Here is a 21,548-nt window from a genome sequence, read left to right as displayed (position 1 = left end):
CTGTGCGACAGAACCACGCAGGCACAGCCTTCAAAAAATATTCGGAAGCCGTGTCGGATGGCCGTCGGGCCATCCGTCCTTGGGCAGAACCCCGCCCAAGGAGCCTCCGATGCCCAAAATGATCTTCGTCAATCTGCCGGTGACCGACCTCAAGCGCGCGACGGCCTTTTACGAAGCTGTCGGCGCGGTCAGGAACCCGCAATTCAGCGACGAGACGGCGAGCTGCATGGTCTTCTCCGAGACCATCTTCGCCATGCTCCTGACCCACGACAAATTCCGCAAGTTCACGCCGAAGCCGATCGCGGATGCCAAGACCTCCAACCAGGTGCTGCTCTGCCTCTCGGCCGACAGCCGCGTCGAGGTCGATGACGTCGTCGGCAAGGCCGAGGCCGCGGGCGGTGTGGCCGATCCCAGCCCGAAGGACGAATACAGCTTTATGTACGGCCGCAGCTTCGAGGATCCGGACGGTCATATGTGGGGCGTGAACTGGATGGACATGGCAGCCTTCGCCGCGCAGTCCGACATGGCGAACGCCTGACCGAAGCCAACGAACATCGACCATCTCAAGAGGAGCATTCACGATGTCCAAGCTCGTGCCCTGCATGTGGTTCAACGGCGATGCCGAGGAAGCCGCGAAGTTCTACGTCTCGCTCGTTCCGAACTCGGAGATCACGCACGTCCAGCGCAACGTTTCGGACGGCCCGTCCGGCAAGACAGGCTCCGTGCTCGTCGTCGAGTTCACGGTGGCCGGGCAGCCCCTGGTCGCGCTCAACGGCGGCATGAAGGTGGAATATACCCACGCAATCTCCCTGATGATCCATTGCGACGACCAGGCTCAGGTCGACAGCGTCTGGAGCGCGTTCCTTGCTCATGGCGGCAAGGAGCAGCAGTGCGGCTGGATCAGCGATCGCTGGGGCGTATCCTGGCAGGTGGTGCCGAAGGTGATGTTCGAATTCCTGTCGAGCCCAGACAAGGCTGCGGCTGCGCGCGCGATGCAGGCCATGATGAAGATGGTCAAGCTCGATGTGGAAGTGCTCCAGCGGGCGTTCGAGGGCAAGTCGGCGGCGTGAGGTGGCATGCTCTAGCCACATATTCACTGTCATCGCCCGACTTGATCGGGCGATCCAGTACTCCGAGACGCTAGTGGTCAATCGATAGGCTGCGGCGTACTGGATGCCCCGGTCAAGCCGGGGCATGACAGCGGAATTTGGGGCGAGATCCCGCCCTAGTAATTAATCCGCAACCCCACGCCGCCATGGATGGTGTTCCCCACCGGCTGCGGGCCCAGCGTGCCGTTGGCGAACAGGTCGACGATCCAGCCCTTCTGCACGCGGAAGCCGAGGCGGCCGCCATATTCGAACCAGCCCTGGTTGCCCATCGTCGGCACCACCAGGCCGTCGCCGGTCACGGTGGCGACGATGCCGCCATGGCTGGCGAAGGACTGCACCCAGCCGCCATTGATGTTGGTCTCGATGTTGCTGCCGAAGAGGTGCGTCCACTGGCCGCCGATCTTGACCAGGCTGGTGCGGTCGGTGCCGGTCGCAATGGAGGCGTCGAACGGATTGAACGCCACGGCGCTGTCCGAATAGCCGGAGACGCGCTGCCAGAGCTGCCAGACTTCGATCGAGGCCGCGAATTCGTCACGCGGGGACAAGCGGCTCATCCAGCCGGCACGGCCATAGACGGCGTAATTCGACGCGTTGGTCGAGCCCGTGACGCTCACCGGCCCGAGGCTGGTGTTGTAGTTGCGGGTGTAGCGCGCCTTCTCCCACGGCGTCAGGATGGTGCCGACGTCGAAGAACGGGCGCGACGAGCCCCAGTCGGTGAAGTCATAGCGCAGAGCGAACGCGCCGATCGGCGCGCTGGTGATGTTGTAGCCGCCCTCGCTGTATTGCGTGTAGGCGATGCCGGCGAGCAGCGACAGGTTGTTGGTCAGCTCCTTGCGGCCGTGAATACCGGCCGAGAACGAGCCGGCGGAGCCGAATGCGCTGATGCAGTCGCTGCAATTGACCTGCTCGTTGACGCCGAGCAGCACCGTGCCGAGCACCCGGTTGGTGATCATCTGGTTGAAGCGCTGGTTGGCGAGGCCGCCGATCGAATTGCCGCTGGAGTCCGCGCCGGTCGGGCCCGAAGGTGGAGGCGGTGGATACGGGCTCGGCGAGGACGACGGATAGGGGCTCGGCGAAGGGGAGGGTGTCGGTGTGGGTGTCGGCGACGGCGACGGCGAATAGGTCGGCGACGGAGAGGGCGCCGGCCCACCGCATCCGGACTCGCAAGCCGCCTGCGCTGCCGCCGGTCGCGCATTGAACGCGAAGAACGCAAAAACAGCGGTTGCGGTCAGCGCGGCGGCGAGGACGAGGCGTCTGACGTCGAGTTTCGCCATCATCACCGCCCGCACAGCATGCCGTCGTCGTGGACGGCAGGCGTGATGGTCGGCGAGGCGTCCGCGTACTGGTTGACCGAGCACAGCCCGGCGCTTGCGGCGCAATTGGCGGCAAAGGTCCAGGGCGGCGTGTTGGTCTTGGTGATACTGACCTTGCCGCCGGCCGAGGTGATGATTGCGGTGTCGCCGGGCTGGGTGAGCTGCACGCATTGGGAGCTCGTCGTGCAGACGCTGGCGGCGCCATCCTGGAGCACGACGACGGAGCGGCCGCGCTGGGAGAGGATGTCGAGCGTGGTGCCGCGCACGCCGATGGTCGCGAGCGGTGTCGTGATCTTGTAGGCGGTCTTTTCCGAATGTCCGGTGACGAAACGGAATGCGCCCGTGGTCATGCGGATCGCGACGTCGCGATAGCTGTGCTCGTCATTGAAGACGGTGCGGTCGAGCTTCAGCGTGGCGCTCGGGCCCAGCGAGAGGTTGGTGCTGTCGGCCATGACGAAGCGCGCGGCGCTGTCGGCGCCGGTGCGCACGGTCTCGTCGCGCAACATGCTGTCGCCGACACTGATCGGCGTCGTGGTCGTGGCCACGCGCACCACGTCGTTCTGGATCACGACGGCTTCGCCGACGCGCGTCTGTGCCTGCGCGCAAGGCGCCGCGCAGACGAGTGCCGACAACAGAGTTGGGAAAAGCCAGAAACGCAAATTCATTTCGCAACCGATCGATATGTCCCTGATCGTACCGGATCGCGCGCGCTTCTGATGTGGCGAAATTATCACAAGCGGCGCTGGACGTGCGTTATGCTTAGTGACAGTTGCGGCAGAATGCGTTCAATGAAAAGTGCCGTCTTTGTTTTTCTCCGCGGTGAAGCAGATTTGCCACGCAAAATAGTCCCACAGCAGCCGTTCGAATTGCCCGCGGTTCCGAAGGTGTCGCAGAGCGCAGTGATCGCTGTCGCGATTTTCCTGGTCGCGCATCTCGCGCTGCTGATCGGCCTGACGGCGCCGGAGAAGTTCGTCTTCGACGAGGTGCATTACGTGCCGGCGGCACGGCAGATGCTGGCACCCACGATCTCGCAACCAACGCTCAATCCGATGCATCCGCCGCTGGCCAAGGAGCTGATCGCGGCATCGATCGCAGCCTTCGGCGACAATGCGCTGGGCTGGCGCTATCCGTCGACCTTGTTCGGCGCGCTCGCGATCGTCGCGATCTATCTGTGCGGGCTCGCGCTGTTCTCCGCGCAGGGGCCCGCGATCGCCGCCGCGGCGATCGCGGGCTTCAACCAGATGCTTTACGTGCAGGCGCGTATCGCCATGCTCGACATTTACGCGCTCGGATTCGGCCTGCTCGCGATTGCCGCCTTCATGCACGGCTTTCGAAGAGAGCGCCCGCATGCGTTGTTCGCGCTCGCGGGCGCGTTGTTTGGCCTTGCCGCGGCTTGCAAATGGAGCGGCCTGTTTCCGCTCGGCATCTGCATCGTTGTGGTTGCGGTGATCCGGCTGATGCAGGGCTGGCGCACGCTGTTCGCCGACGCGAATCCGAGCGACTGGTATCGGCCCGATCTCTGGCCCGATCTTCGCGTGCAGCATGTCGCGCTCTGCTTCGCCGTGCTGCCGGCGCTGACATATCTTGCCGCTTTCGTACCGCTCTACGGAGCGTCGCTGCCGGATCTGATCGAGGCGCAGCGCCGGATATTCGCCGACAACACCACGACCGCGATCGCCGGCCATACCTATATGAGCGCGTGGCCATCCTGGCCGCTGCTCGCGCGCCCGGTGTGGTTCCTGTTCGACAAGACCTCGGAGAACCATGTCTCCGCGATCGTCTTCCTCGGCAATCCGCTGGTGGCGTGGCCGGCGCTGCTCGCGCTCGCCGTTGTGCTGCGCGACTTCATCGTCGCGCGGCGCTGGGATGCGTTCCTGATCGCGGCGTTCTATTTCGGCTCCTGGCTCGCCTGGGCTTTGCTGCCGCGCACGCTCGGCTTCCTCTACTATTATCTGCCGGCCGCAACCGTGGCGTCGCTTGCGCTGGTCTATGTGCTCCGACGAGAGGGGCTGCCGCGCTGGCTGCTGTGGGCCTATGTCGGGGTCGCGGCGATCGGCTTTGCGGTGATGCTGCCGATCTCGGCGGCCTTCATCGGCACGTCCATGCAGACGTTCAACCGGTTGATGCTGTTCCAGAGCTGGATATGAAATCGCCGCCTGTCACGATCGTGGCAGGCGGCGTGTTTCGCGCGGCGATGATTTGAAGTTCACTTGAAGTTCACTTGGACAATCTACTTGGACGCCGTCGTCTTGGCTTCCATGTTGACGACCTGGACGCGGCGGTTGATCGGGTCGGCGCCGTTGGCGGTGTCCTTCAGCTTGGTCTTGCCATAGCCGACGGTGACGAGCTCGGTGCCGTTGAGACCATAGTTCTGCACCAGGTACTTCTTGATGGTGTCGGCGCGCCGTTCGGAGAGGCCTTGATTGTACTCCTCGCCGCCGACCGCATCGGTGTGGCCGGCGACCACGAAGGTCGAGCCCTTCAGCGACGGATCGGACAGTGCCTTGCCGAGCGCCTGCACCGACGGCACCGACGTCTTGGCGATGTCGGCCGAGTTGTAGTCGAACTGGATCTCCAGATCGATCTTCGGCTTGGTCGCGGCGAGCTCGGCGATCTGCTCGCGCTCGCCCGTCGAGAGCGACCGGGTCGAGCGGTTGCGCACCGTGTTCAGGAACGTCGATTCCTTGGCCTGCACCGCCGGATCGGCCTGCGGACCGACGGACAGGCCGCGGGTCGCCGGCTTCGGCTTCAGCGCATCCAGAATCTGGTTGGCGGAGACGTTATCGCCGGCGAAAGCCAGGCCCGCCGTCATCGACAGCGCGGCCGTGAGGGTAATCGCCTTCAGTCCAAAAAACTTATCAAAACGGGTCATTGTCGAATCCTCGCTGTTACGCCTGATGGCGATTTGATGTTGCGAGCGTAGGGAAGGTTCAACAGCCTCGATGTGATGCGGGTCACATTCCAGACGACCGAAATGACCCGTGCATCCTAGCGCCGGCGCCGATCGGCATCCATGGCATGTCGGGCCAGCGGCGGTGCCCTGCCACCGGGAAGAAGCGCCGTCTCATTCGGCATCGACAGCTGAACCGGCTGGACTCGCAGCCCGCGCAGGTACAATCTTTCGGCCATTGTTCGTCACCAGCCGTATTGCCCGCTGCGTCAGCAGCCCAAAAAGCGACCGTCGCAGCGACTCTCAGCTCGGTTCGAGCAGCAGAAATCCCCGAGTGATCCAGATCACAGTGCGTCGTTGTGAATTGGATCAGATTGCTCTCATCGGATCGGCTCAGGTCGAACCGAGAGCAGCGAGGAAGTTTGGATCAGGGGAGAATGATCATGCGCTTCTTGATCGCAGCAATTTCAATCGCCGTATTTCTCGTCAGCGGCAACGCGGCCTTCGCGGACAAGCGCGTCGCCTTCGTGGTCGGCAACGCCGCCTACAAGAACGTCCCGCAGCTTCCCAACCCCGCGATCGACTCCAAGGCGATGGCCAGGGTGCTGCGCAATGTCGGCTTCGACGTCGTCGAGGGCGCCAACCTCACCCGCGATGCCATGACCGCGAAGCTGCTGGAGTTCGGCAAGAAGAGCGAAGGCGCCGACGTCGCGGTGTTCTTCTATGCCGGCCACGGGATTGCCGTGAACGGCGTCAACTACCTGTTGCCGGTCGACGCCGACCTGAAATCCGAGATGGACGTCAAGCTGGGCGCGGCGATCAATGTCGACCTCACGCTCGATCAGACCATGTCGGACGCGAAGGTGAAGCTCGTGTTCCTGGACGCCTGCCGCGACAATCCGTTCGCGGCAAAGATCCGCTCGGCCAAGGCCACCCGCTCCGTCAACGTCCAGACCGGTCTTGCCGAGATGAAGTCGGGCGAGGGCACGCTGATTGCCTTTGCCACCGGCCCCGGCCAGACCGCGCTCGACGGCGAGGCCGGCACCAACAGCCCGTTCACCCGCGCGCTCGTCGCCAACATTGCCCAGCCCGGGATCGAGATCCAGCAGGCGATGACCAAGGTCCGTGCCCAGGTCAGTGACGAGACCAGCAAGGGGCAATTGCCCTGGGGGCACACCAACCTCACGGGCAACGTCTATCTCAATCCGGTTGGTGTGCCGGCCGCGGCCACGACCGATCCGCCGAACGCACCGGTGTCGGCCGCGAGCAAGCAAGGCTCCGACGTCGAGCTCGAGTTCTGGCGCTCGATCAGGGACTCCAACAAGGTCGAGGAACTCAACGCCTATCTCACCAGCTATCCCAACGGCACGTTCAAATCGATCGCACTCGCCCGCATCGCGGCGTTGCAGGATGGTCCATCCATTACCACCCGCAACCTCTCGGCCGGGATCGATCCCGCGACCTTTACCGAAGAAGCCAACCAGGTGTCTGAAGACCAGATCGGTCTGGACAAGAACCAGCGCCGCGACGTGCAGCGCCGCCTCACCGGGCTCGGCTTCGACGTCAAGGCGACGGGCAAGTTCGACGATGAGACCCGTTCCGTGATGAGGCGGTGGCAGGCTGCCCGTGGCTATCCTGCGACCGGTTATCTCAACAAGCTCCAGCACAAGGCCCTGCTGTCGGAGATTGTCTCGACCCGCGCGTCCTCCGAACAGGCAGACGACGAGCCGGCGCGTCGCCGGTCCTCCGGCGGTGGCGGCCGGCGCCATTACGGCGGTGGCGGTGCCGGTCCGCCAGGCGGCCCCGGCGGTCTGTTCGGCGGTATGATGGGCGGGTTGTTCGGCCGCCGCTGAGCCGGCAGGCGAGCAACAGGCGGCCCGGTTCGGGCCGCCAATTTGTTCCGGAAACCCTTGCTTACCGATCGTCGCAAAGCCGTCGCGTGATGGCCCGCGTGCGAACAAGAATTCGGCCAGTTGGGCGCCTAGCAGGACTCCGCGTCCAATAACCGCCGAGGAAGGGAGCCGAGTTCAGTCCAGTGCCCAGGCCGAGTGATTACCAGTTCTATCGTGGCGGGCCGCAGGATCGGACAGTCTTTCTGAGCTCAATGCCCATCTATGTCGGTGCGGCGATGATCGCGGTGGCGATCCTGCTGTCCACGCTGATCACCGGGCTGAGCAGCCGTTATGTCGGCCTCGACGGTCCGAACGACGAGAACATGTGGCTGGTCGACCGCCTCACCGGCAGCGTCTATCGCTGCCAGGCGGAGGTGCGTGGCAAAGCGTCCTGCGAGCCTGACGTTGCCACCGGCAGCCTCGGTGACCGGCCCAAGGTGCAAAAGAACGGCAATTGAGGCCTTTCACCCTCGCAGCGCAGCCATGGCCAAAACCGTTATGAGCAACGGCAAGATGAAGAGCGCCTGCACGCATTACATGAAGGCGCAGAAGGCCATGTCGATGAAGTGAGGCGCGAGGCGCGCACGGTTCGGCCGCGCTGTCAGCAGTTGGCAGCGCGGCTTTTTCTTGAGAAAGCTTCTTTGGCGTCTCTCTTTTTCCTGGCGCGAATCCGGCTACATTGCCTCCTGCAATGTCACGCGCGCCCAAACCCTTTCCGATCCCCGCGACACAGGCCCGGCAGATCTGGCTGCATGCCCAGCGGCTGGACGAGCGCGCGCCGTTCGGGGAGGGCGCGCGCGCGGTGGCGGATGCGATCGACCATCTCGGTTATGTGCAGATCGACACCATCAACGTCATCGAGCGCAGCCACCACCACATCCTGTTCAGCCGCATTCCGTCCTACCGACGTGCCGATCTGCGCCAGGCCCAGAGCGTCGACAGGAGCGTGTTCGAATACTGGACCCATGCGCTGTCCTATGTGCCGGCGAACGATTTTCGCTTCTTCCTGCCGGCGATGCGCGAGCACCGGCGCGAGGGGCACAAATGGTACGCCTCGGTTAAGCCGGCCGATACGCGCAAGGTGATGCGGCTCCTGCGCGCCGGTCCGCTGACGATCCGCGACATCGAGGACGACGTGCTCACCGAGAAGGAGCATCTCTGGCAGAGCCGAAAACCCTCGAAGCGGGCTTTGCAGCTCGCCTTCTACACCGGCGTCGCGACCGTCAGCGCGCGTCAGGGTATGCTCAAGACCTATGAGCTGATGACGCGGCACTTCGGCTGGGACAAGCTGCCGAAGCCGGCGTCGGCGAGAGACATCACGGCCTATCTGCTCGACCGCGCGCTGCGGTCGCAGGGCTTGGTCAGTCTGGATTCGATCTGCCACCTCGATGCGCCGAGCAAGAAGGCGATCGCTCAGCTGGTCGCCTCGCGCGTCCGCCGCGGCGAGCTCGTGCCCGTTGCGATCGAAGGCGCCGGCAAGCAGGAGCATTGGGCCGCGCCTGCGGCGCTGGAGCCGGGTGAGGGCGCCGCGCCCGATCTCGTTCACATCCTCTCGCCGTTCGATCCGCTGATCATCCAGCGCAAGCGCACCAATCTGTTCTTCGGCTACAACCATCTGTTCGAAGCCTATGTGCCGAAGGCCAAGCGCCAGCTTGGCTATTTCGCGTTGCCCGTGCTGGTGGGCGACGAGATCGTCGCGGCGCTTGACCTCAAGACCGACCGTCAGGCGAAGAAGCTCTTGATGCAGAAATGGACCTGGGTCGGGCAGGGGAAGAAGACGGCGGGGCGCAAGGAGCTGAAGCGCGTGATCGAGGAGGAGCTCGATCGTTTCGAGCGGTTTCAATTGGCGGAGTGAGGGGCGCTCGCCACGGCGTCGGTCTCGTAGGGTGGGCAAAGCGACTTGTCCGCCGTAGCTCGAAGAGCGAAGGCGGAAGCGTGCCCACCATCGTGGTCCGCGAAGGAGAATGGTGGGCACGGCGCTAACGCGCCTTTGCCCACCCTACAAGACCATCGACCCAAACGCCGAACGCAATCCCGACCGCATAGGCCACCAGATTCCACAGCGAGAAGATCCGTCCTAACAGCAGCGCGCCCGCGGTGGTGAGCCGAAACGCATCGAGCCAGGGCGCATGCACCAGCCGGGAGAACTCGACGGCGATCGCGATCACCACGGCGATGGCTGCAAGTCGGCTCCGCGACATCCACGGCAGCAAAACCCCGACCAGCAGAAACACCATCGTCGCCCACAGCAGCGAGCCGCCATACTTTACGACGAAGGCGGGAAGCCCGAGGGGAAAGCCGTACCAGCGCAAGGACAGCCCGCAGGCGATGACCGCAAGAGCAAGGCCGGCGCGGATCAGTGATGCCTGTAGCGGCACAACAGGTTTATCCGGTTGCGCCCCGTGCATTGCTCGCTCCATTGACTCTTTCGCGGCGATGCTGAAAACCCCGGATCAGCCCATAAAAGCAACAACCCCGGGGGGGAAAGCCATGAGCCAGACCACGACCTATGCCGGTTCCGCCGGCTCAGCCAAGTCGGAAATCGAGACCTCGACGATCCGCGCCATCTCCTGGCGCCTGATTCCATTCCTGGTGCTGGCCTACTTCTTCTCCTATCTCGACCGCGTCAATCTCGGCTTCGCCGCGCTGACCATGAACGCGGAGCTGAAGTTCACGCCGCTGATCTTCTCCTGGGGCGCCGGCATCTTCTTCATCGGCTATTTCATTTTCGAGGTGCCGAGCAATCTGGCGCTGGAGAAGTTCGGCGCGAGCCGCTGGATCGCCCGCATCATGGTGACCTGGGGCATCATCTCGGCGCTGATGGCGCTGACGAGCGGTGTCACCAGCTTCTACGTGCTGCGCTTCCTGCTCGGCGTCGCCGAGGCCGGCTTCTTCCCGGGCATCATCCTCTATCTCACCTATTGGTACCCGGCTGAATATCGTGCCCGCTTCCTTGCGGCCTTCGCCATCGCCGTCCCGGTCTCGACCGTGATCGGCGCGCCGGTCTCGGGCCTGCTGCTCGGGCTCGACGGTGCGATGGGGCTGAAGGGCTGGCAGTGGCTGTTCATCATCGAGGGCATCCCCTCGGTGCTGCTGGGCATCGTCACCTGGTTCTATCTCACCGACAGGCCGGAGAAGGCGGACTGGCTCTCGGCCGATCAGAAGGCCTGGCTCAAGTCCAGGCTCGATTCGGAAATCGCGGCCAAGCAGGCGGTGAAGCATCTGTCGCTCGGCGAGGCGCTGTCGTCGCCGAAGGTGATCATGCTGAGCCTCGTCTATTTCGGCTTCGTCGGCGCGCTCTATGGCATGCAGTTCTGGCTGCCGCAGATCGTCAAGGCGTTCGGCCTCACCAACGCCCAGACCGGCTTCGTCACCGCGATCCCGTATCTGTTCGGCACCATCGCCATGATCCTGTGGGCGCGGCATTCCGATGCGACGCGCGAGCGCGTGATGCATGTCGGCGCGCCGCTGCTGCTCACCGCCGTCGCGCTGGCCGTCTCCTCCTATCTCACCGATCCCACCATGACGATGGTGGTGCTCACCGTCGCGGCGATCGGCGTGTTCTGCTGCTTCGGCGTGTTCTGGACCCTGCCGACCGCCTGGCTCTCCGGCACGGCGGCGGCCGGCGCCATCGCGCTGATCAACTCGATCGGCAACCTCGCCGGCTTCGGCGGTCCCTACCTGATCGGCTGGGTCAAGGAAGCCACCGGCCAAACCTCGACCGGCTTGCTGGTGCTGGCCGTCCTGCCCCTGATCGCCGGCATCCTAGTGTTTGTCGGCGGCCACGAGAGCAAGCACGAGTTCGCCGGGCAGGGGCGGTAGGCCGCCCGCACCGCTGCGTAGCCCGGATGGAGCGAAGCGAAATCCGGGACTGCTCGTGCTACAGCCTGCAGGCCGCGGATTGAGCTGCGCTCCATCCGGGCTAATCTGCACTGGCGCTTCTCTGCGAACCAGCCAGTCCGAGAAACACCAGAATAGCGCGATTGAGACGCAGCAGGTCGTCATCGTCTAGGCGTCCCACTAACGTTCCTACCTTGGCTTTTGGCACTGTAGTAATCTTGTCGACCATAAGTCGAGACGGAGCTCGAAGGCCGTTGCCGTCGTTCGGCTCGACCTTGAGCCGGAAAAGTGGCGCCTCGGTTTCGTCGGTCGTGAAGGCGCAGACAGTGATGGAGTTCGTCGCGTCAAAGCTGTCGTCCTGCACGATGACGACGGGGCGCGGCTTGCCCGCATAGTCCTTGCCGCCTGCCACCGTCCAGACCTCACCTCGCTTCATTCATCGGTCCAATCGGATACGGCATCAATGAAGCCTTGGTCTTCGGATTCATGTGAGCTCGTTGCGACCGCAAGCGATTGGCGATGGGCTTCCGATTGGAAGGAGGGCGAGCGGATATCCGGCACCCAGATCTGGATCGGCCGCAGGCCTTGTGCACGCAATCGATCGCGGTGGGCCTGCACCTTCATACGAGACGGCTTGGGCTTTGAAGGGCTCATATGTATTTCCGTTGGTTACATGTAACCCTATCAAGAAATGGTGCGCGTTGCCAGCGGCACAAGGCTCACCAATCCTTACCACCCCTTAACGATCACGCTTTCCTGATGACTGACGATTATTGACTTTTATCAGTGATTAATCGACATTCCTCTCGTTGCAGTCGCGGGAGTGTCCTCCGATGTTCGTTCGGTCAGTTTTGTCCAGCTATTCCAAGCTCTTGGCGGGTGTCTCGCTGGCCCTGATGGCCGCGGCGCTGGCCGGGTGCAATGACACCGTCGCTGAAAAGGCCGAGCCGCCGCGGCCGGTTCTGGTCGCGACCGCTCATTATGATGCCGAGACGCCGGAGCGCAGCTTCGTCGGCACCGTCAGGCCCCGGATCGAGAGCGATCTCGGTTTCCGCGTGGCCGGCAAGGTTGCCAAGCGCCTGGTCGAGGTCGGCCAGACCGTCGAAATCGGCCAGCCGCTCGCGACCCTCGACGAGGTCGATCTGAAGCTCCAGGCCGAGCAGTCCGTCGCCGAGCAGACTGCCGCGACCGGCGTGCTGGCCCAGGCCGCCGCGGCCGAGCAGCGCGCCAAGGATCTGAAGGCCAAGGGCTGGACCACCGATGCCCAGATGGATTCGAGCCGCGCCGCCGCCGACGAGGCCCGCGCGCGCCTGAACCGGGCCGAGCGCTCGGTCGAGTTGACCAACAATTCCCTTTCCTACGCGACGCTCAACGCCGACGCCCGTGGCGTCGTCACCGCAACGCTGATCGAGCCCGGCCAGGTGGTTGCCGCAGGCCAGACTTCGATCCGTGTCGCCCGCTTTGCCGAGAAGGAAGCGGTCGTCGCGATCCCTGAGACGCTGGTTGGACGTGCCAAGTCGGGCGCCGCCAGCGTCACTCTCTGGTCGGAGCCGGACAAGAAATATGCGGCCAAGCTGCGCGAGATCGCGCCGACGGCCGATCCATCGACGCGCACCTATCTTGCAAAGTTCTCGCTGCCCGAGGCCGACGACAAGGTTTCGCTCGGCATGACCGCGACGCTGACGCTGTCGGATGCCGCGACCGAGCGCGTCGCGCGGCTGCCGCTGTCGGCGCTGTTCAACGAAGGCGGCAAGCCCTCCTTCTACGTCGTCGACGACAATGGCGCCGTCACGCTCAAGCCGGTCGTGGTGAAGTCCTACGAGAGCAACGACGTCATCATCACCAGCGGTGTCGACGAGGGCGCCAAGATCGTGGCCCTCGGCGTGCAGAAGCTCGATCCAAGCCAGCGGGTGCGGATCGTCTCGTCGCTGTCCTTCTAGAGTTTACGAGTCACGTCGTGTGAGGTGAGTTTCGGCCCAAGCGCAAATGCCGGGGCTGAAGCGGCGAAGCGATCCAGAACCTGCCCAGCCCCCTGGATTGCTTCGCTGCCTCGCGACGACGGTTTGAACAGAGTGGCTGTGGTTTTTTTGCAATTGGATCATCTTTGGAGAGTGCGATGAAGCGCTTCAACCTTTCGGCCTGGGCCGTCAGCCATCCGACGCTGGTCCTGTTCCTGATGATCATACTCGGCGTCGCCGGCTTCTTCTCCTATCAGAAGCTCGGGCGAGCCGAGGATCCGTTCTTCACGGTGAAGGTGGTCAACGTCTCTGTGATCTGGCCGGGCGCGACCGCGCAGGAGATGCAGACTCAGGTCGCCGATCCCATCGAGAAGAAGATCCAGGAGCTGCCCTATTTCGAGAAGGTGCAGACCTATTCCAAGCCGGCCTTCACCGCGCTCCAGGTGACCTTCCGCGATTCCACGCCGCCGAAGGACGTGCCGTATCTGTTTTATCTGCTGCGCAAGAAGCTCGCCGACGTGCAGGGCCAGTTGCCTTCGGGCATTCTGGGACCCGTCGTCAACGACGAGTTCTCCGACGTCGATTCCATCCTCTACATGATGACCGGCGACGGCGCCGACTATGCCCAGCTCAAGAAGGTCTCGGAAGGCTTCCGTCAGCGCCTGCTGAAGGTGCCGGGCGTGACCAAGGTCGACGTCTATGGCAACCAGGATGAGCGCATCTTCGTCGAATTCAGCCACGCCAAGCTCGCCACCCTCGGCATCACGCCGCAGGCGCTGTTCGATTCGCTCGCCAAGCAGAACAACGTCGTGCCCGCTGGCACGGTCGAGACCTCGTCGCAGCGCGTGCCGCTGCGCGTCACCGGCGCGCTCGATGGCGCCAAGGCCGTCGCCGAGACGCCGGTCGAGAGCAACGGCCGCGTGTTCCGTTTGGGTGATATCGCCACCGTCACCCACGGCTATGTCGACCCGCCGAGCTTCATCGTGCGCCAGGAAGGCAAGGCCGCGATCGGCATCGGTGTCGTCACCGCCAAGGGCGCCAACATCCTCGATCTCGGCAAGGAGGTCGAGAAGGCCGCCGCCGAGTTCATGAAGGCGGTGCCGCAGGGCATCGACGTCAAGCTCATCGCCGACCAGCCCAAGGTGGTCGAGCACGCCGTCGGCGAGTTCGTGGATTCCTTCATGGAAGCGCTCGTCATCGTGCTGTTCGTGTCGTTCCTGGCGCTCGGCTGGCGCACCGGCATCGTGGTCGCGCTGTCTGTGCCGCTGGTGCTCGGCATCGTCTTCGTCGTCATGAACACGATGTCGCTCGATCTGCACCGCATCACGCTCGGCGCGCTGATCATCGCGCTCGGCCTGCTGGTGGATGACGCCATCATCGCGGTCGAGATGATGGTGGTGAAGATGGAGCAGGGCTGGGACCGTTATCGCGCGGCCTCCTTTGCCTGGGAATCCACCGCGTTTCCGATGCTCACGGGAACGCTGGTCACGGCCGCTGGCTTCCTCCCCATCGGCTTTGCCAATTCCGCGGTCGGCGAATATGCCGGCAGCATCTTCTGGATCGTGGCGATCGCGCTGGTCGCCTCCTGGTTCGTGGCGGTGATCTTCACGCCCTATATCGGCGTCATGCTGCTGCCCAACATCAAGGTGCACCACAATCACGATCCGCACGCGGTCTACGAGACCCGCATGTACCGCGGCCTGCGCGCCATCGTGCAATGGTGCGTCAACCACCGCATCACCGTGGTGGCCGCGACCGTCGGCGTCTTCATCGCCTCGATCGTCGGCTTCGGCCATGTCCAGCAGCAGTTCTTCCCGCTGTCGGAGCGGCCCGAGCTGTTCCTCCAGCTCCGCCTGCCCGAGGGCACCGCCTTCAACGTCACCGAGAAGGCGGTGAAGAAGGCCGAGACGCTGCTCAAGGACGACAAGGACATCGAGACCTATACGTCCTATGTCGGCCAGGGCTCGCCGCGCTTCTGGCTCGGCCTCAATCCGCAGCTTCCGAACGAGGCGTTTGCCGAGATCGTCATCGTCGCCAAGGGCGTCGAGGCGCGCGAGCGCATCAAGGCCAAGATCGAGAACGCGGCTGCGGAGGGCATGCTGACCGAGGCGCGCGTGCGCGTCGATCGCTTCAACTTCGGTCCGCCGGTGGGCTTCCCCGTCCAGTTCCGCGTGATCGGCCCCGACGCCAACAAGGTGCGCGAGATCGCCTATCAGGTCCGCGACGTCATGCGGCAGAACAAGAGCGTCAAGGACGTTCAGCTCGACTGGAACGAGCAGTCGCCCTACCTCAAGCTCGTCGTCGACCAGGATCGTGCCCGCGCCATGGGCCTGACCCCGCAGGACGTCTCGCAGGCGCTGTCGATGCTGATCTCGGGCGCGCAGGTCACGACCATACGCGACGGCATCGAGAAGGTGGCCGTGGTTGCTCGTGCGGTCCCGTCCGAACGTCTCGATCTCGGCGGCGTCGGCGATCTGACCATCACCTCGAAGAACGGCGTCGCCGTGCCGCTCCAGCAGATCGCCAAGATCGAGTATGCCCACGAGGAGCCGATCATGTGGCGGCGTAACCGCGACATGGCGATCACCGTACGCTCCGACGTCGTCGACGGCGTGCAGGCGCCCGACGTCACCAGCCAGATCACGCCGAAGCTGAAGGCGATTAAGGACAATCTCGAGCCGGCCTACCGTATCGAGCCGGGTGGGGCGTTCGAGGAATCCGCCAAGGGCAACGCCTCGATCTTCATCCTCTTCCCGCTGATGGTCATGGTGATGCTGACGCTGCTGATGTTCCAGCTGCAGAGCTTCTCGCGCCTGATCCTGGTGTTCCTCACCGCGCCGCTCGGCATCGTCGGTGCCTCGTTCGGCCTCAACGTCGCCAACGCCCCGTTCGGCTTCGTGGCGCTGCTCGGCCTGATCGCACTCGCCGGCATGATCATGCGCAACACCGTCATCCTGGTCGACCAGATCGAGACCGACGTCTCCCACGGCCTGACCCGCCGTGAGGCGATCGTGGAGGCAACCGTCCGCCGCGCCCGGCCGGTGGTGCTGACGGCGCTCGCTGCGATCCTCGCCATGATCCCGCTGTCGCGCTCGGCCTTCTGGGGCCCGATGGCGATCACGATCATGGGAGGCCTGTTCGTCGCGACCTTCCTGACGCTGCTGTACCTGCCGGGCCTCTACGCCCTGTGGTTCAGGAAGAGCCTGGACGAGGCGGGCACCCCTGAGCAGCCTGCCGCGCCGCAGCATGGGAGCGATGACCAGCACGCAATTCCGCTTGCTGAAGCGGCTGAATAAATGAGAAGACTGCTGATGGACGAGTCCTGACACATGACACTGGTTGCGGAACATATCGAAGGCGACACCCGGGATCGTATCCTCGAGGTGGCCGAGCGGCTGTTCCGCCAGATCGGCTACCAGAAGACCACGGTCGGGGACATCGCCAAGGAGCTCAGGATGAGCCCCGCCAATGTCTATCGCTTCTTCGAATCGAAGAAGGCGATCCACCAGTCGGTGGCGCGGGCCTTGATGGGCGAGGTCGAGATCGAAGCGCTGCGGATTGTGGCGCGGCCTGGTCCGGTGCTCCCGCGCTTCCGCGAGCTGCTCACCACCATCCATCGCATGAACACCGAGCGCTATGTCGGCGATAATAAGCTGCATGAGATGGTCGAGATCGCGATGCAGGAGGACTGGGACGTCTGCGTCGCCCATATGGAGTGCATTGCCGGCGTCATCGGCCAGGTGATCGCGCAAGGGGTCGCGTCGGGCGAGTTCGAGGCGCCGGACCTGCAACTGGCCTCGATGTGCGCCTGCACCGCGATGATGCGCTTCTTCCACCCCCAGATGATCGCCCAGTGCGCCACCAAGCCGGGCCCGACCATCGACCAGATGATCGATTTCGTCATCGCGGGTCTGTCGCCGCGCCACTGACGGGCGCTGGAATTTCCCCTATAAGCAGGCCGACGTAGCCCGGATGGAGCGAAGCGCAATCCGGGATGGTTCAGCGTCGCGCTAGCGGACCCGGATTACGCTTCGCTCCATCCGGGCTACCAGGATCAGGGAAGACCTCGCCGTGACCGACAAAGACCTCTATTTCTACGAGCCCTCCAAGGGCCACGGCCTCAAGCACGATCCCTTCAACGCCATCATCGCGCCGCGGCCGATCGGCTGGATCTCCTCCCGCGACACCAAGGGCCACGTCAATCTCGCGCCCTACAGCTTCTTCAACGCCTTTTGCTACGTGCCGCCGATCATCGGGTTTTCCTCCACCAACTGGAAGGACACGGTGTCGAACATGGAGCAGACCCGGGAGTTCGTCTGGAATCTGACGACCATGGATCTCGCCAAGCACATGAACGCGACCGCCGCGCATGTCGGCCCCGAGGTCGACGAGTTCAAGCTCGCAGGGCTGACCGCCGTCCCCGGCAAGCTCGTCAACGTGCCGCGCGTAGCCGAGAGCCCGGTTGCCTTCGAGTGCAAGGTGTCCGACATCGTCCGCCTCAAGGGTGCCGACGGCAAGGAGGCCGATGCCTGGCTGACGCTGGGCGAGGTCGTCGCCGTCCATATCGACAAGGCCATGATCAAGGACGGCGTCTACCAGACCGCCGCCGCCCGCCCCATCGTCCGCGCCGGCCGTCGCGGCGACTACTTCGAGATCAAGCCGGAAAACATGTTCGAGATGGTGCGGCCGGACTGATCCGGGCTACCGCTCTCTCCACCGTCATTCCGGGGCGCGCCGTTAGGCGCGAGCCCGGAATCCATACTCCCGATGGTGGTTATGGATTCCGGGCTCGACGCTTGCGCGTCGCCCCGGAATGACGACGGGGCATTCAGCCCGATTCCCCTCCCCGGAACTGCCCCCACGCCCCGGCCGTTATGGCCCCCGGGGCGGCCGCCCGGCCGCGTCAATTCGCATCTTTTTGCTTGCGAAGTGTTCACTTACCCCGGCCACTTTCCGCTAAAATGCCGATAACCGCGCCGATGCATGAGGTCCGCCATGAGCTTCCGCCGCGACACCATCACAAAGCCGATCTTCTCCTGGGCGCGCGGCGTGCTGCCGGCGATGTCCGACACCGAGCGCGAGGCGCTGGAGGCCGGTGACGTCTGGTGGGATGCCGATCTCTTCACCGGCAACCCGGATTGGTCGAAGCTGCTGAAGGTGCCTCAGGCGACGCTCACCCCCGAGGAGCAGGCCTTCCTCAACGGCCCGGTCGACGCGCTCTGCGCCATGCTCGACGAGTGGAAGATCTTCTGGGAATGGCGCGACCTGCCGCAGGAGGTCTGGCATTTCGTCAAGCGCGAAAGATTCTTCGGTATGATCATTCCGAAGGAGTTTGGCGGCCTCGGCTTTTCGCCCTATGCGCATTCGGAAGTGGTGCGCAAGATCTCGACCCGCTCGATTGCGGCGGCCGTCACCGTGATGGTGCCGAACTCGCTCGGGCCCGGCGAGCTCCTGATGCGCTTCGGCACGAAGGAGCAGCAGGAGCGCTGGTTGCCGCGCCTTGCCGACGGCCGCGACATTCCCTGCTTCGGCCTGACCAGCCCCGAAGCCGGCTCCGACGCCGCCTCGATGGTAGACACCGGCATTATCTGCAAGGGCGATTTCGAAGGCCGCGAGGTCAATGGCCTCAGGCTCAACTGGCACAAGCGCTACATCACGCTCGGCCCGGTCGCGACGCTGCTGGGCCTCGCCTTCAAGGCCTATGACCCCGACCACCTCGTCGGGAGCCAGGAAGAGCTCGGCATCACCGTCGCGCTGATCCCGACCAATCTGCCCGGCGTCAAGATCGGCCATCGTCATCTGCCGTCGATGCAGGTGTTCCAGAATGGCCCGAACTGGGGCCACGACGTCTTCATCCCGCTCGACTATGTCATCGGTGGCAAGGAGAGACTCGGGCAGGGCTGGAAGATGCTGATGACGGCGCTCGCCGCCGGCCGCGGCATCTCGCTGCCGTCGCTGTCGGCGGCCGGTGCTGCCTATGCCGCCCGCACCACCGGCGCCTATGCCCGCATCCGCGAGCAGTTCGGCATCTCGATCTCCAAATTCGAGGGCGTCGAGGAGCCGCTCGCGCGCATCGTCGCGACCGCCTACCAGCTCGACGCGGCACGCCGGCTGACCTGCGCGGCGCTGAATGCCGGCATCCATCCCGCCGTCATCTCCGGCATCATGAAGCTGCACGCGACCGAGCGGATGCGCACCGCGGTCGACGACGCCATGGACATCCATGGCGGCAAGGCCGTGATCGACGGTCCGCAAAACTATCTCGGCAATCTGCACCGCGCCGTGCCTGTTGGTATCACGGTCGAGGGCGCCAACATCCTGACCCGCAACCTTATCGTGTTCGGGCAGGGCGCGATCCGCGCGCATCCCTATCTGCTCGACGAGATGAATGCGCTTGCGGACACGAATCGCGAGCGCGGGCTCGCCGCGTTCGACAAAGCGTTCTGGAAACATGCCGGCCACAGCTTCCAGACGCTGTTGCGTGCGTTCGGCCGCAGCTGGAGCTTCGGCGCCTTCGCGCTTGCGCCGGATGCGGGCGATGCAACGCCATTCTACCGCCAGCTCGCGCGCTACTCTGCGGCCTTTGCGCTCTGCGCCGACATGGCGCTGCTCACGCTCGGCGGCGCGCTCAAGCGCAAGGAGATGCTGTCGGCGAGGTTCGGCGACATCCTCTCCGAGCTCTACCTGCTCTCGGCCGCGCTGAAGCGCTGGCAGGATGAGGGCCGGCAGAAGGAAGACTTCGCTGCGCTGGAATGGTGCATGGCGACCGGCTTCAAAACGATCGAGAACAGGCTTGCTGAGATCCTCGCCAATCTGCCCAACCGCTTTGTCGCTGTCATCCTCAAGCTCGTGGTCCAGCCCTTCGGCGCGCGGGTGCTCGGCCCATCCGACCGTGTCGTGCACCAATGCGCCAGCCTCGTGCTGGAGCCTTCGGCGGCGCGCGAGCGTCTCACGCCGGATCTGGCCCATGTCGACGACGACGGCGGCTTTGCCCGGCTGGAGCGCGCGTTCAAGCTGGTTGCGGGCACCGATGCCATCGCCAAGCGCCTGCGCGCTGCGCATGTCCGGGACTGGAAGGATGGCGTCGCCAAGGGCGTGATCACGCAGGCCGAAGGCGAGCAGCTTGCGGCCGCTCATGAGGCCGTCACAAAAGTGATCGAGGTCGATGATTTCGCGCCGGAAGCGCTCTCGCCGATTTACAAGAAAACCGGAGATGTGCATCAGTTCTTCCAGGAACTCGGTGAACAGAGGGCGGCGAGCTGATGGCACGACCGGTTTTCATCGTCGACGGCAGCCGGACGCCGTTTCTCAAAGCGCGTTCGGGGCCGGGACCGTTCACGCCGGTCGATCTCGCCGTTCAATGCGGCCGGCCGCTGCTCGCGCGCCAGCCGTTTTCGCCCGATGAGTTCGACCAGGTCATCCTCGGCTGCGTCAACGTGATCGCGGACGAGATGAACCCGGCCCGCGTCGCCGCGCTCCGGCTCGGCATGGGCGAGGACATGGTCGCCTTCACCGTGCAGATCAATTGCGGCTCCGGCATGCAGTCGATCGACACGGCCTACCGCTACATCCGCGAGGGCCATGCCGACATGGTCCTCGCCGGCGGCACCGAGGCGCTGAGCCACGCGCCGCTGGTCTGGCCGAACTCCGGTGTGCGCTGGTTCGCCGGCCTTGCCACCGCCAAGGGCGTGGCCGCGAAGCTCGCTGCCGCCTTCAAGCTGCGGCCGCGCTATCTCAAGCCGATCATCGGCCTCGAGCGCGGGCTGACGGATCCCATCACCGACTTGAACATGGGCCAGACCGCCGAGGTCGTCGGCCATCTCTTCGGCATCACGCGGGCACAGTCCGACGCCTATGCCGCCGAGAGTCATCGCCGGCTCGCGCATGCGCAGGCCGAAGGTTTTCTCAAGGGCGAGGTCGAGACAGCGTTCTCCCGCGACGGAAAATTCTTCGACCATGACGACGGCGTGCGGCCGGACTCGACGGCCGAGACGCTCGCAAAGCTGCGGCCGGTGTTCGAACGCCCCTGGGGCCAGGTCACCGCCGGCAATTCGTCGCAGATCACCGACGGCGCGTCCTGGGTGATCCTCGCCTCCGACGCGGCGGTCGCAAAGCACAGACTGACGCCGAAGGCTGTCATCGTCGACAGCCACTGGGCCGCGCTCGATCCCAGCATCATGGGACTGGGACCCGTGATGTCGGCGACGCCGCTGCTTCAACGCAACGACCTCACCGTCAAGGACGTCGAGACCTGGGAGCTGAACGAGGCCTTCGCGACGCAGGTGCTGGGCTGTCTCGCCGCCTGGAACGACGACAAATTCTGTCGCGAGATCTTGGGCCTCGACGGCGCGGCCGGCGAGATCGACCGTGACAGGCTCAACGTCGATGGCGGCGCCATCTCGCTCGGCCATCCCGTCGGCACCTCCGGCAACCGCATCGTGCTGCATCTCGTCAATGCGATGAAACGGCTCGGCACGCGCCGCGGCGTTGCGACCGAATGTATCGGCGGCGGGCTCGGCGGCGCCATGCTGATCGAGGCGGTGTGA

The 21,548-nt window shown here is 64.5% G+C and carries 19 protein-coding genes; 13 read left to right on the top strand and 6 right to left on the bottom strand.

The genetic code is table 11. The features are described 5' to 3' along the window. The first annotated feature begins 109 nt into the window (after nucleotides 1-109). Both ABIA90_RS37035 and ABIA90_RS37030 read left to right on the top strand, forming a co-directional pair. Nucleotides 110-538 (top strand): VOC family protein, encoded by a 429-nt coding sequence (locus tag ABIA90_RS37035; RefSeq protein ID WP_085399112.1) that lies wholly within the window; start codon nucleotides 110-112, stop codon nucleotides 536-538. Between the two features lie 43 nt (nucleotides 539-581). Then, nucleotides 582-1,070: a VOC family protein gene (locus tag ABIA90_RS37030; RefSeq protein ID WP_354121053.1), complete on the top strand. Its 489-nt coding sequence runs from the start codon at nucleotides 582-584 to the stop codon at nucleotides 1,068-1,070. Between the two features lie 155 nt (nucleotides 1,071-1,225). On the opposite strand, the gene ABIA90_RS37025 is transcribed toward ABIA90_RS37030, so the two are convergent. Both ABIA90_RS37025 and ABIA90_RS37020 read right to left on the bottom strand, forming a co-directional pair. Continuing rightward, entirely contained in the window at nucleotides 1,226-2,383 is a 1,158-nt protein-coding gene (locus ABIA90_RS37025) for a hypothetical protein (RefSeq protein WP_354121052.1), read from the bottom strand. A 2-nt stretch (nucleotides 2,384-2,385) separates the two neighbouring features. Beyond that, nucleotides 2,386-3,087, bottom strand: coding sequence for a FecR family protein (locus ABIA90_RS37020; RefSeq protein WP_063985207.1), 702 nt, complete (start codon nucleotides 3,085-3,087; stop codon nucleotides 2,386-2,388). A gap of 51 nt (nucleotides 3,088-3,138) precedes the next feature. On the opposite strand from ABIA90_RS37020, the gene ABIA90_RS37015 reads away from it, so the two are divergent. After that, complete coding sequence (locus tag ABIA90_RS37015) at nucleotides 3,139-4,569, top strand: phospholipid carrier-dependent glycosyltransferase (RefSeq protein WP_354121051.1); 1,431 nt, start codon at nucleotides 3,139-3,141, stop codon at nucleotides 4,567-4,569. Nucleotides 4,570-4,652: 83 nt separating this feature from the next. Here ABIA90_RS37015 and ABIA90_RS37010 read toward each other — a convergent pair whose 3' ends face one another. Further along, nucleotides 4,653-5,294 (bottom strand): OmpA family protein, encoded by a 642-nt coding sequence (locus ABIA90_RS37010; protein ID WP_354121050.1) that lies wholly within the window; start codon nucleotides 5,292-5,294, stop codon nucleotides 4,653-4,655. A gap of 461 nt (nucleotides 5,295-5,755) precedes the next feature. On the opposite strand from ABIA90_RS37010, the gene ABIA90_RS37005 reads away from it, so the two are divergent. The 3 genes from ABIA90_RS37005 to ABIA90_RS36995 all read left to right on the top strand — a co-directional run bounded on the left by ABIA90_RS37005 (nucleotide 5,756) and on the right by ABIA90_RS36995 (nucleotide 9,059). Then, nucleotides 5,756-7,165, top strand: coding sequence for a caspase family protein (locus ABIA90_RS37005; protein WP_354121049.1), 1,410 nt, complete (start codon nucleotides 5,756-5,758; stop codon nucleotides 7,163-7,165). Between the two features lie 251 nt (nucleotides 7,166-7,416). Continuing rightward, complete coding sequence (locus ABIA90_RS37000; RefSeq protein ID WP_063985204.1) at nucleotides 7,417-7,662, top strand: hypothetical protein; 246 nt, start codon at nucleotides 7,417-7,419, stop codon at nucleotides 7,660-7,662. Between the two features lie 233 nt (nucleotides 7,663-7,895). Further along, nucleotides 7,896-9,059, top strand: a complete 1,164-nt coding sequence (locus ABIA90_RS36995) for a winged helix-turn-helix domain-containing protein (RefSeq protein ID WP_354121048.1) — start codon at nucleotides 7,896-7,898, stop codon at nucleotides 9,057-9,059. A 124-nt stretch (nucleotides 9,060-9,183) separates the two neighbouring features. Here the strand turns inward: ABIA90_RS36995 and ABIA90_RS36990 are convergent, their stop codons facing one another. Then, complete coding sequence (locus ABIA90_RS36990; protein WP_354121047.1) at nucleotides 9,184-9,612, bottom strand: ribosomal maturation YjgA family protein; 429 nt, start codon at nucleotides 9,610-9,612, stop codon at nucleotides 9,184-9,186. Between the two features lie 82 nt (nucleotides 9,613-9,694). Between ABIA90_RS36990 and ABIA90_RS36985 the strand changes: the two genes are divergently transcribed. Next, nucleotides 9,695-11,026, top strand: a complete 1,332-nt coding sequence (locus tag ABIA90_RS36985) for an MFS transporter (protein WP_354121046.1) — start codon at nucleotides 9,695-9,697, stop codon at nucleotides 11,024-11,026. A 100-nt stretch (nucleotides 11,027-11,126) separates the two neighbouring features. Here the strand turns inward: ABIA90_RS36985 and ABIA90_RS36980 are convergent, their stop codons facing one another. Together ABIA90_RS36980 and ABIA90_RS36975 are read right to left on the bottom strand one after the other, a co-directional pair. Further along, nucleotides 11,127-11,480: a type II toxin-antitoxin system PemK/MazF family toxin gene (locus ABIA90_RS36980; protein ID WP_063985200.1), complete on the bottom strand. Its 354-nt coding sequence runs from the start codon at nucleotides 11,478-11,480 to the stop codon at nucleotides 11,127-11,129. Further along, entirely contained in the window at nucleotides 11,477-11,698 is a 222-nt protein-coding gene (locus tag ABIA90_RS36975; RefSeq protein ID WP_063985199.1) for an antitoxin MazE family protein, read from the bottom strand. The genes ABIA90_RS36980 and ABIA90_RS36975 overlap by 4 nt, the downstream gene beginning before the upstream one ends. A gap of 179 nt (nucleotides 11,699-11,877) precedes the next feature. On the opposite strand from ABIA90_RS36975, the gene ABIA90_RS36970 reads away from it, so the two are divergent. From ABIA90_RS36970 to ABIA90_RS36945, 6 genes are all read left to right on the top strand, one after another. After that, nucleotides 11,878-12,984 (top strand): efflux RND transporter periplasmic adaptor subunit, encoded by a 1,107-nt coding sequence (locus ABIA90_RS36970; protein WP_354121045.1) that lies wholly within the window; start codon nucleotides 11,878-11,880, stop codon nucleotides 12,982-12,984. Between the two features lie 176 nt (nucleotides 12,985-13,160). Next, the gene (locus ABIA90_RS36965) at nucleotides 13,161-16,298 is read left to right on the top strand and encodes an efflux RND transporter permease subunit (protein ID WP_354121044.1); all 3,138 of its coding nucleotides are present in this window, start codon (nucleotides 13,161-13,163) and stop codon (nucleotides 16,296-16,298) included. Nucleotides 16,299-16,331: 33 nt separating this feature from the next. Further along, nucleotides 16,332-16,931 (top strand): TetR/AcrR family transcriptional regulator, encoded by a 600-nt coding sequence (locus ABIA90_RS36960; protein ID WP_166350142.1) that lies wholly within the window; start codon nucleotides 16,332-16,334, stop codon nucleotides 16,929-16,931. A gap of 142 nt (nucleotides 16,932-17,073) precedes the next feature. After that, complete coding sequence (locus ABIA90_RS36955; protein WP_028148599.1) at nucleotides 17,074-17,697, top strand: flavin reductase family protein; 624 nt, start codon at nucleotides 17,074-17,076, stop codon at nucleotides 17,695-17,697. A gap of 300 nt (nucleotides 17,698-17,997) precedes the next feature. Beyond that, nucleotides 17,998-20,265 (top strand): acyl-CoA dehydrogenase, encoded by a 2,268-nt coding sequence (locus ABIA90_RS36950; RefSeq protein WP_354121043.1) that lies wholly within the window; start codon nucleotides 17,998-18,000, stop codon nucleotides 20,263-20,265. After that, the gene (locus ABIA90_RS36945; protein ID WP_354121042.1) at nucleotides 20,265-21,548 is read left to right on the top strand and encodes an acetyl-CoA C-acetyltransferase; all 1,284 of its coding nucleotides are present in this window, start codon (nucleotides 20,265-20,267) and stop codon (nucleotides 21,546-21,548) included. Before ABIA90_RS36950 ends, ABIA90_RS36945 begins: the two co-directional genes overlap by 1 nt.

This window comes from Bradyrhizobium sp. LA6.8 (assembly GCF_040547935.1).
GTDB classification, from domain to species: Bacteria; Pseudomonadota; Alphaproteobacteria; order Rhizobiales; family Xanthobacteraceae; genus Bradyrhizobium; species Bradyrhizobium barranii.
Note: the sequence above shows the minus strand (reverse complement) of the source record. Positions and strands in the feature narration are given on the sequence as shown.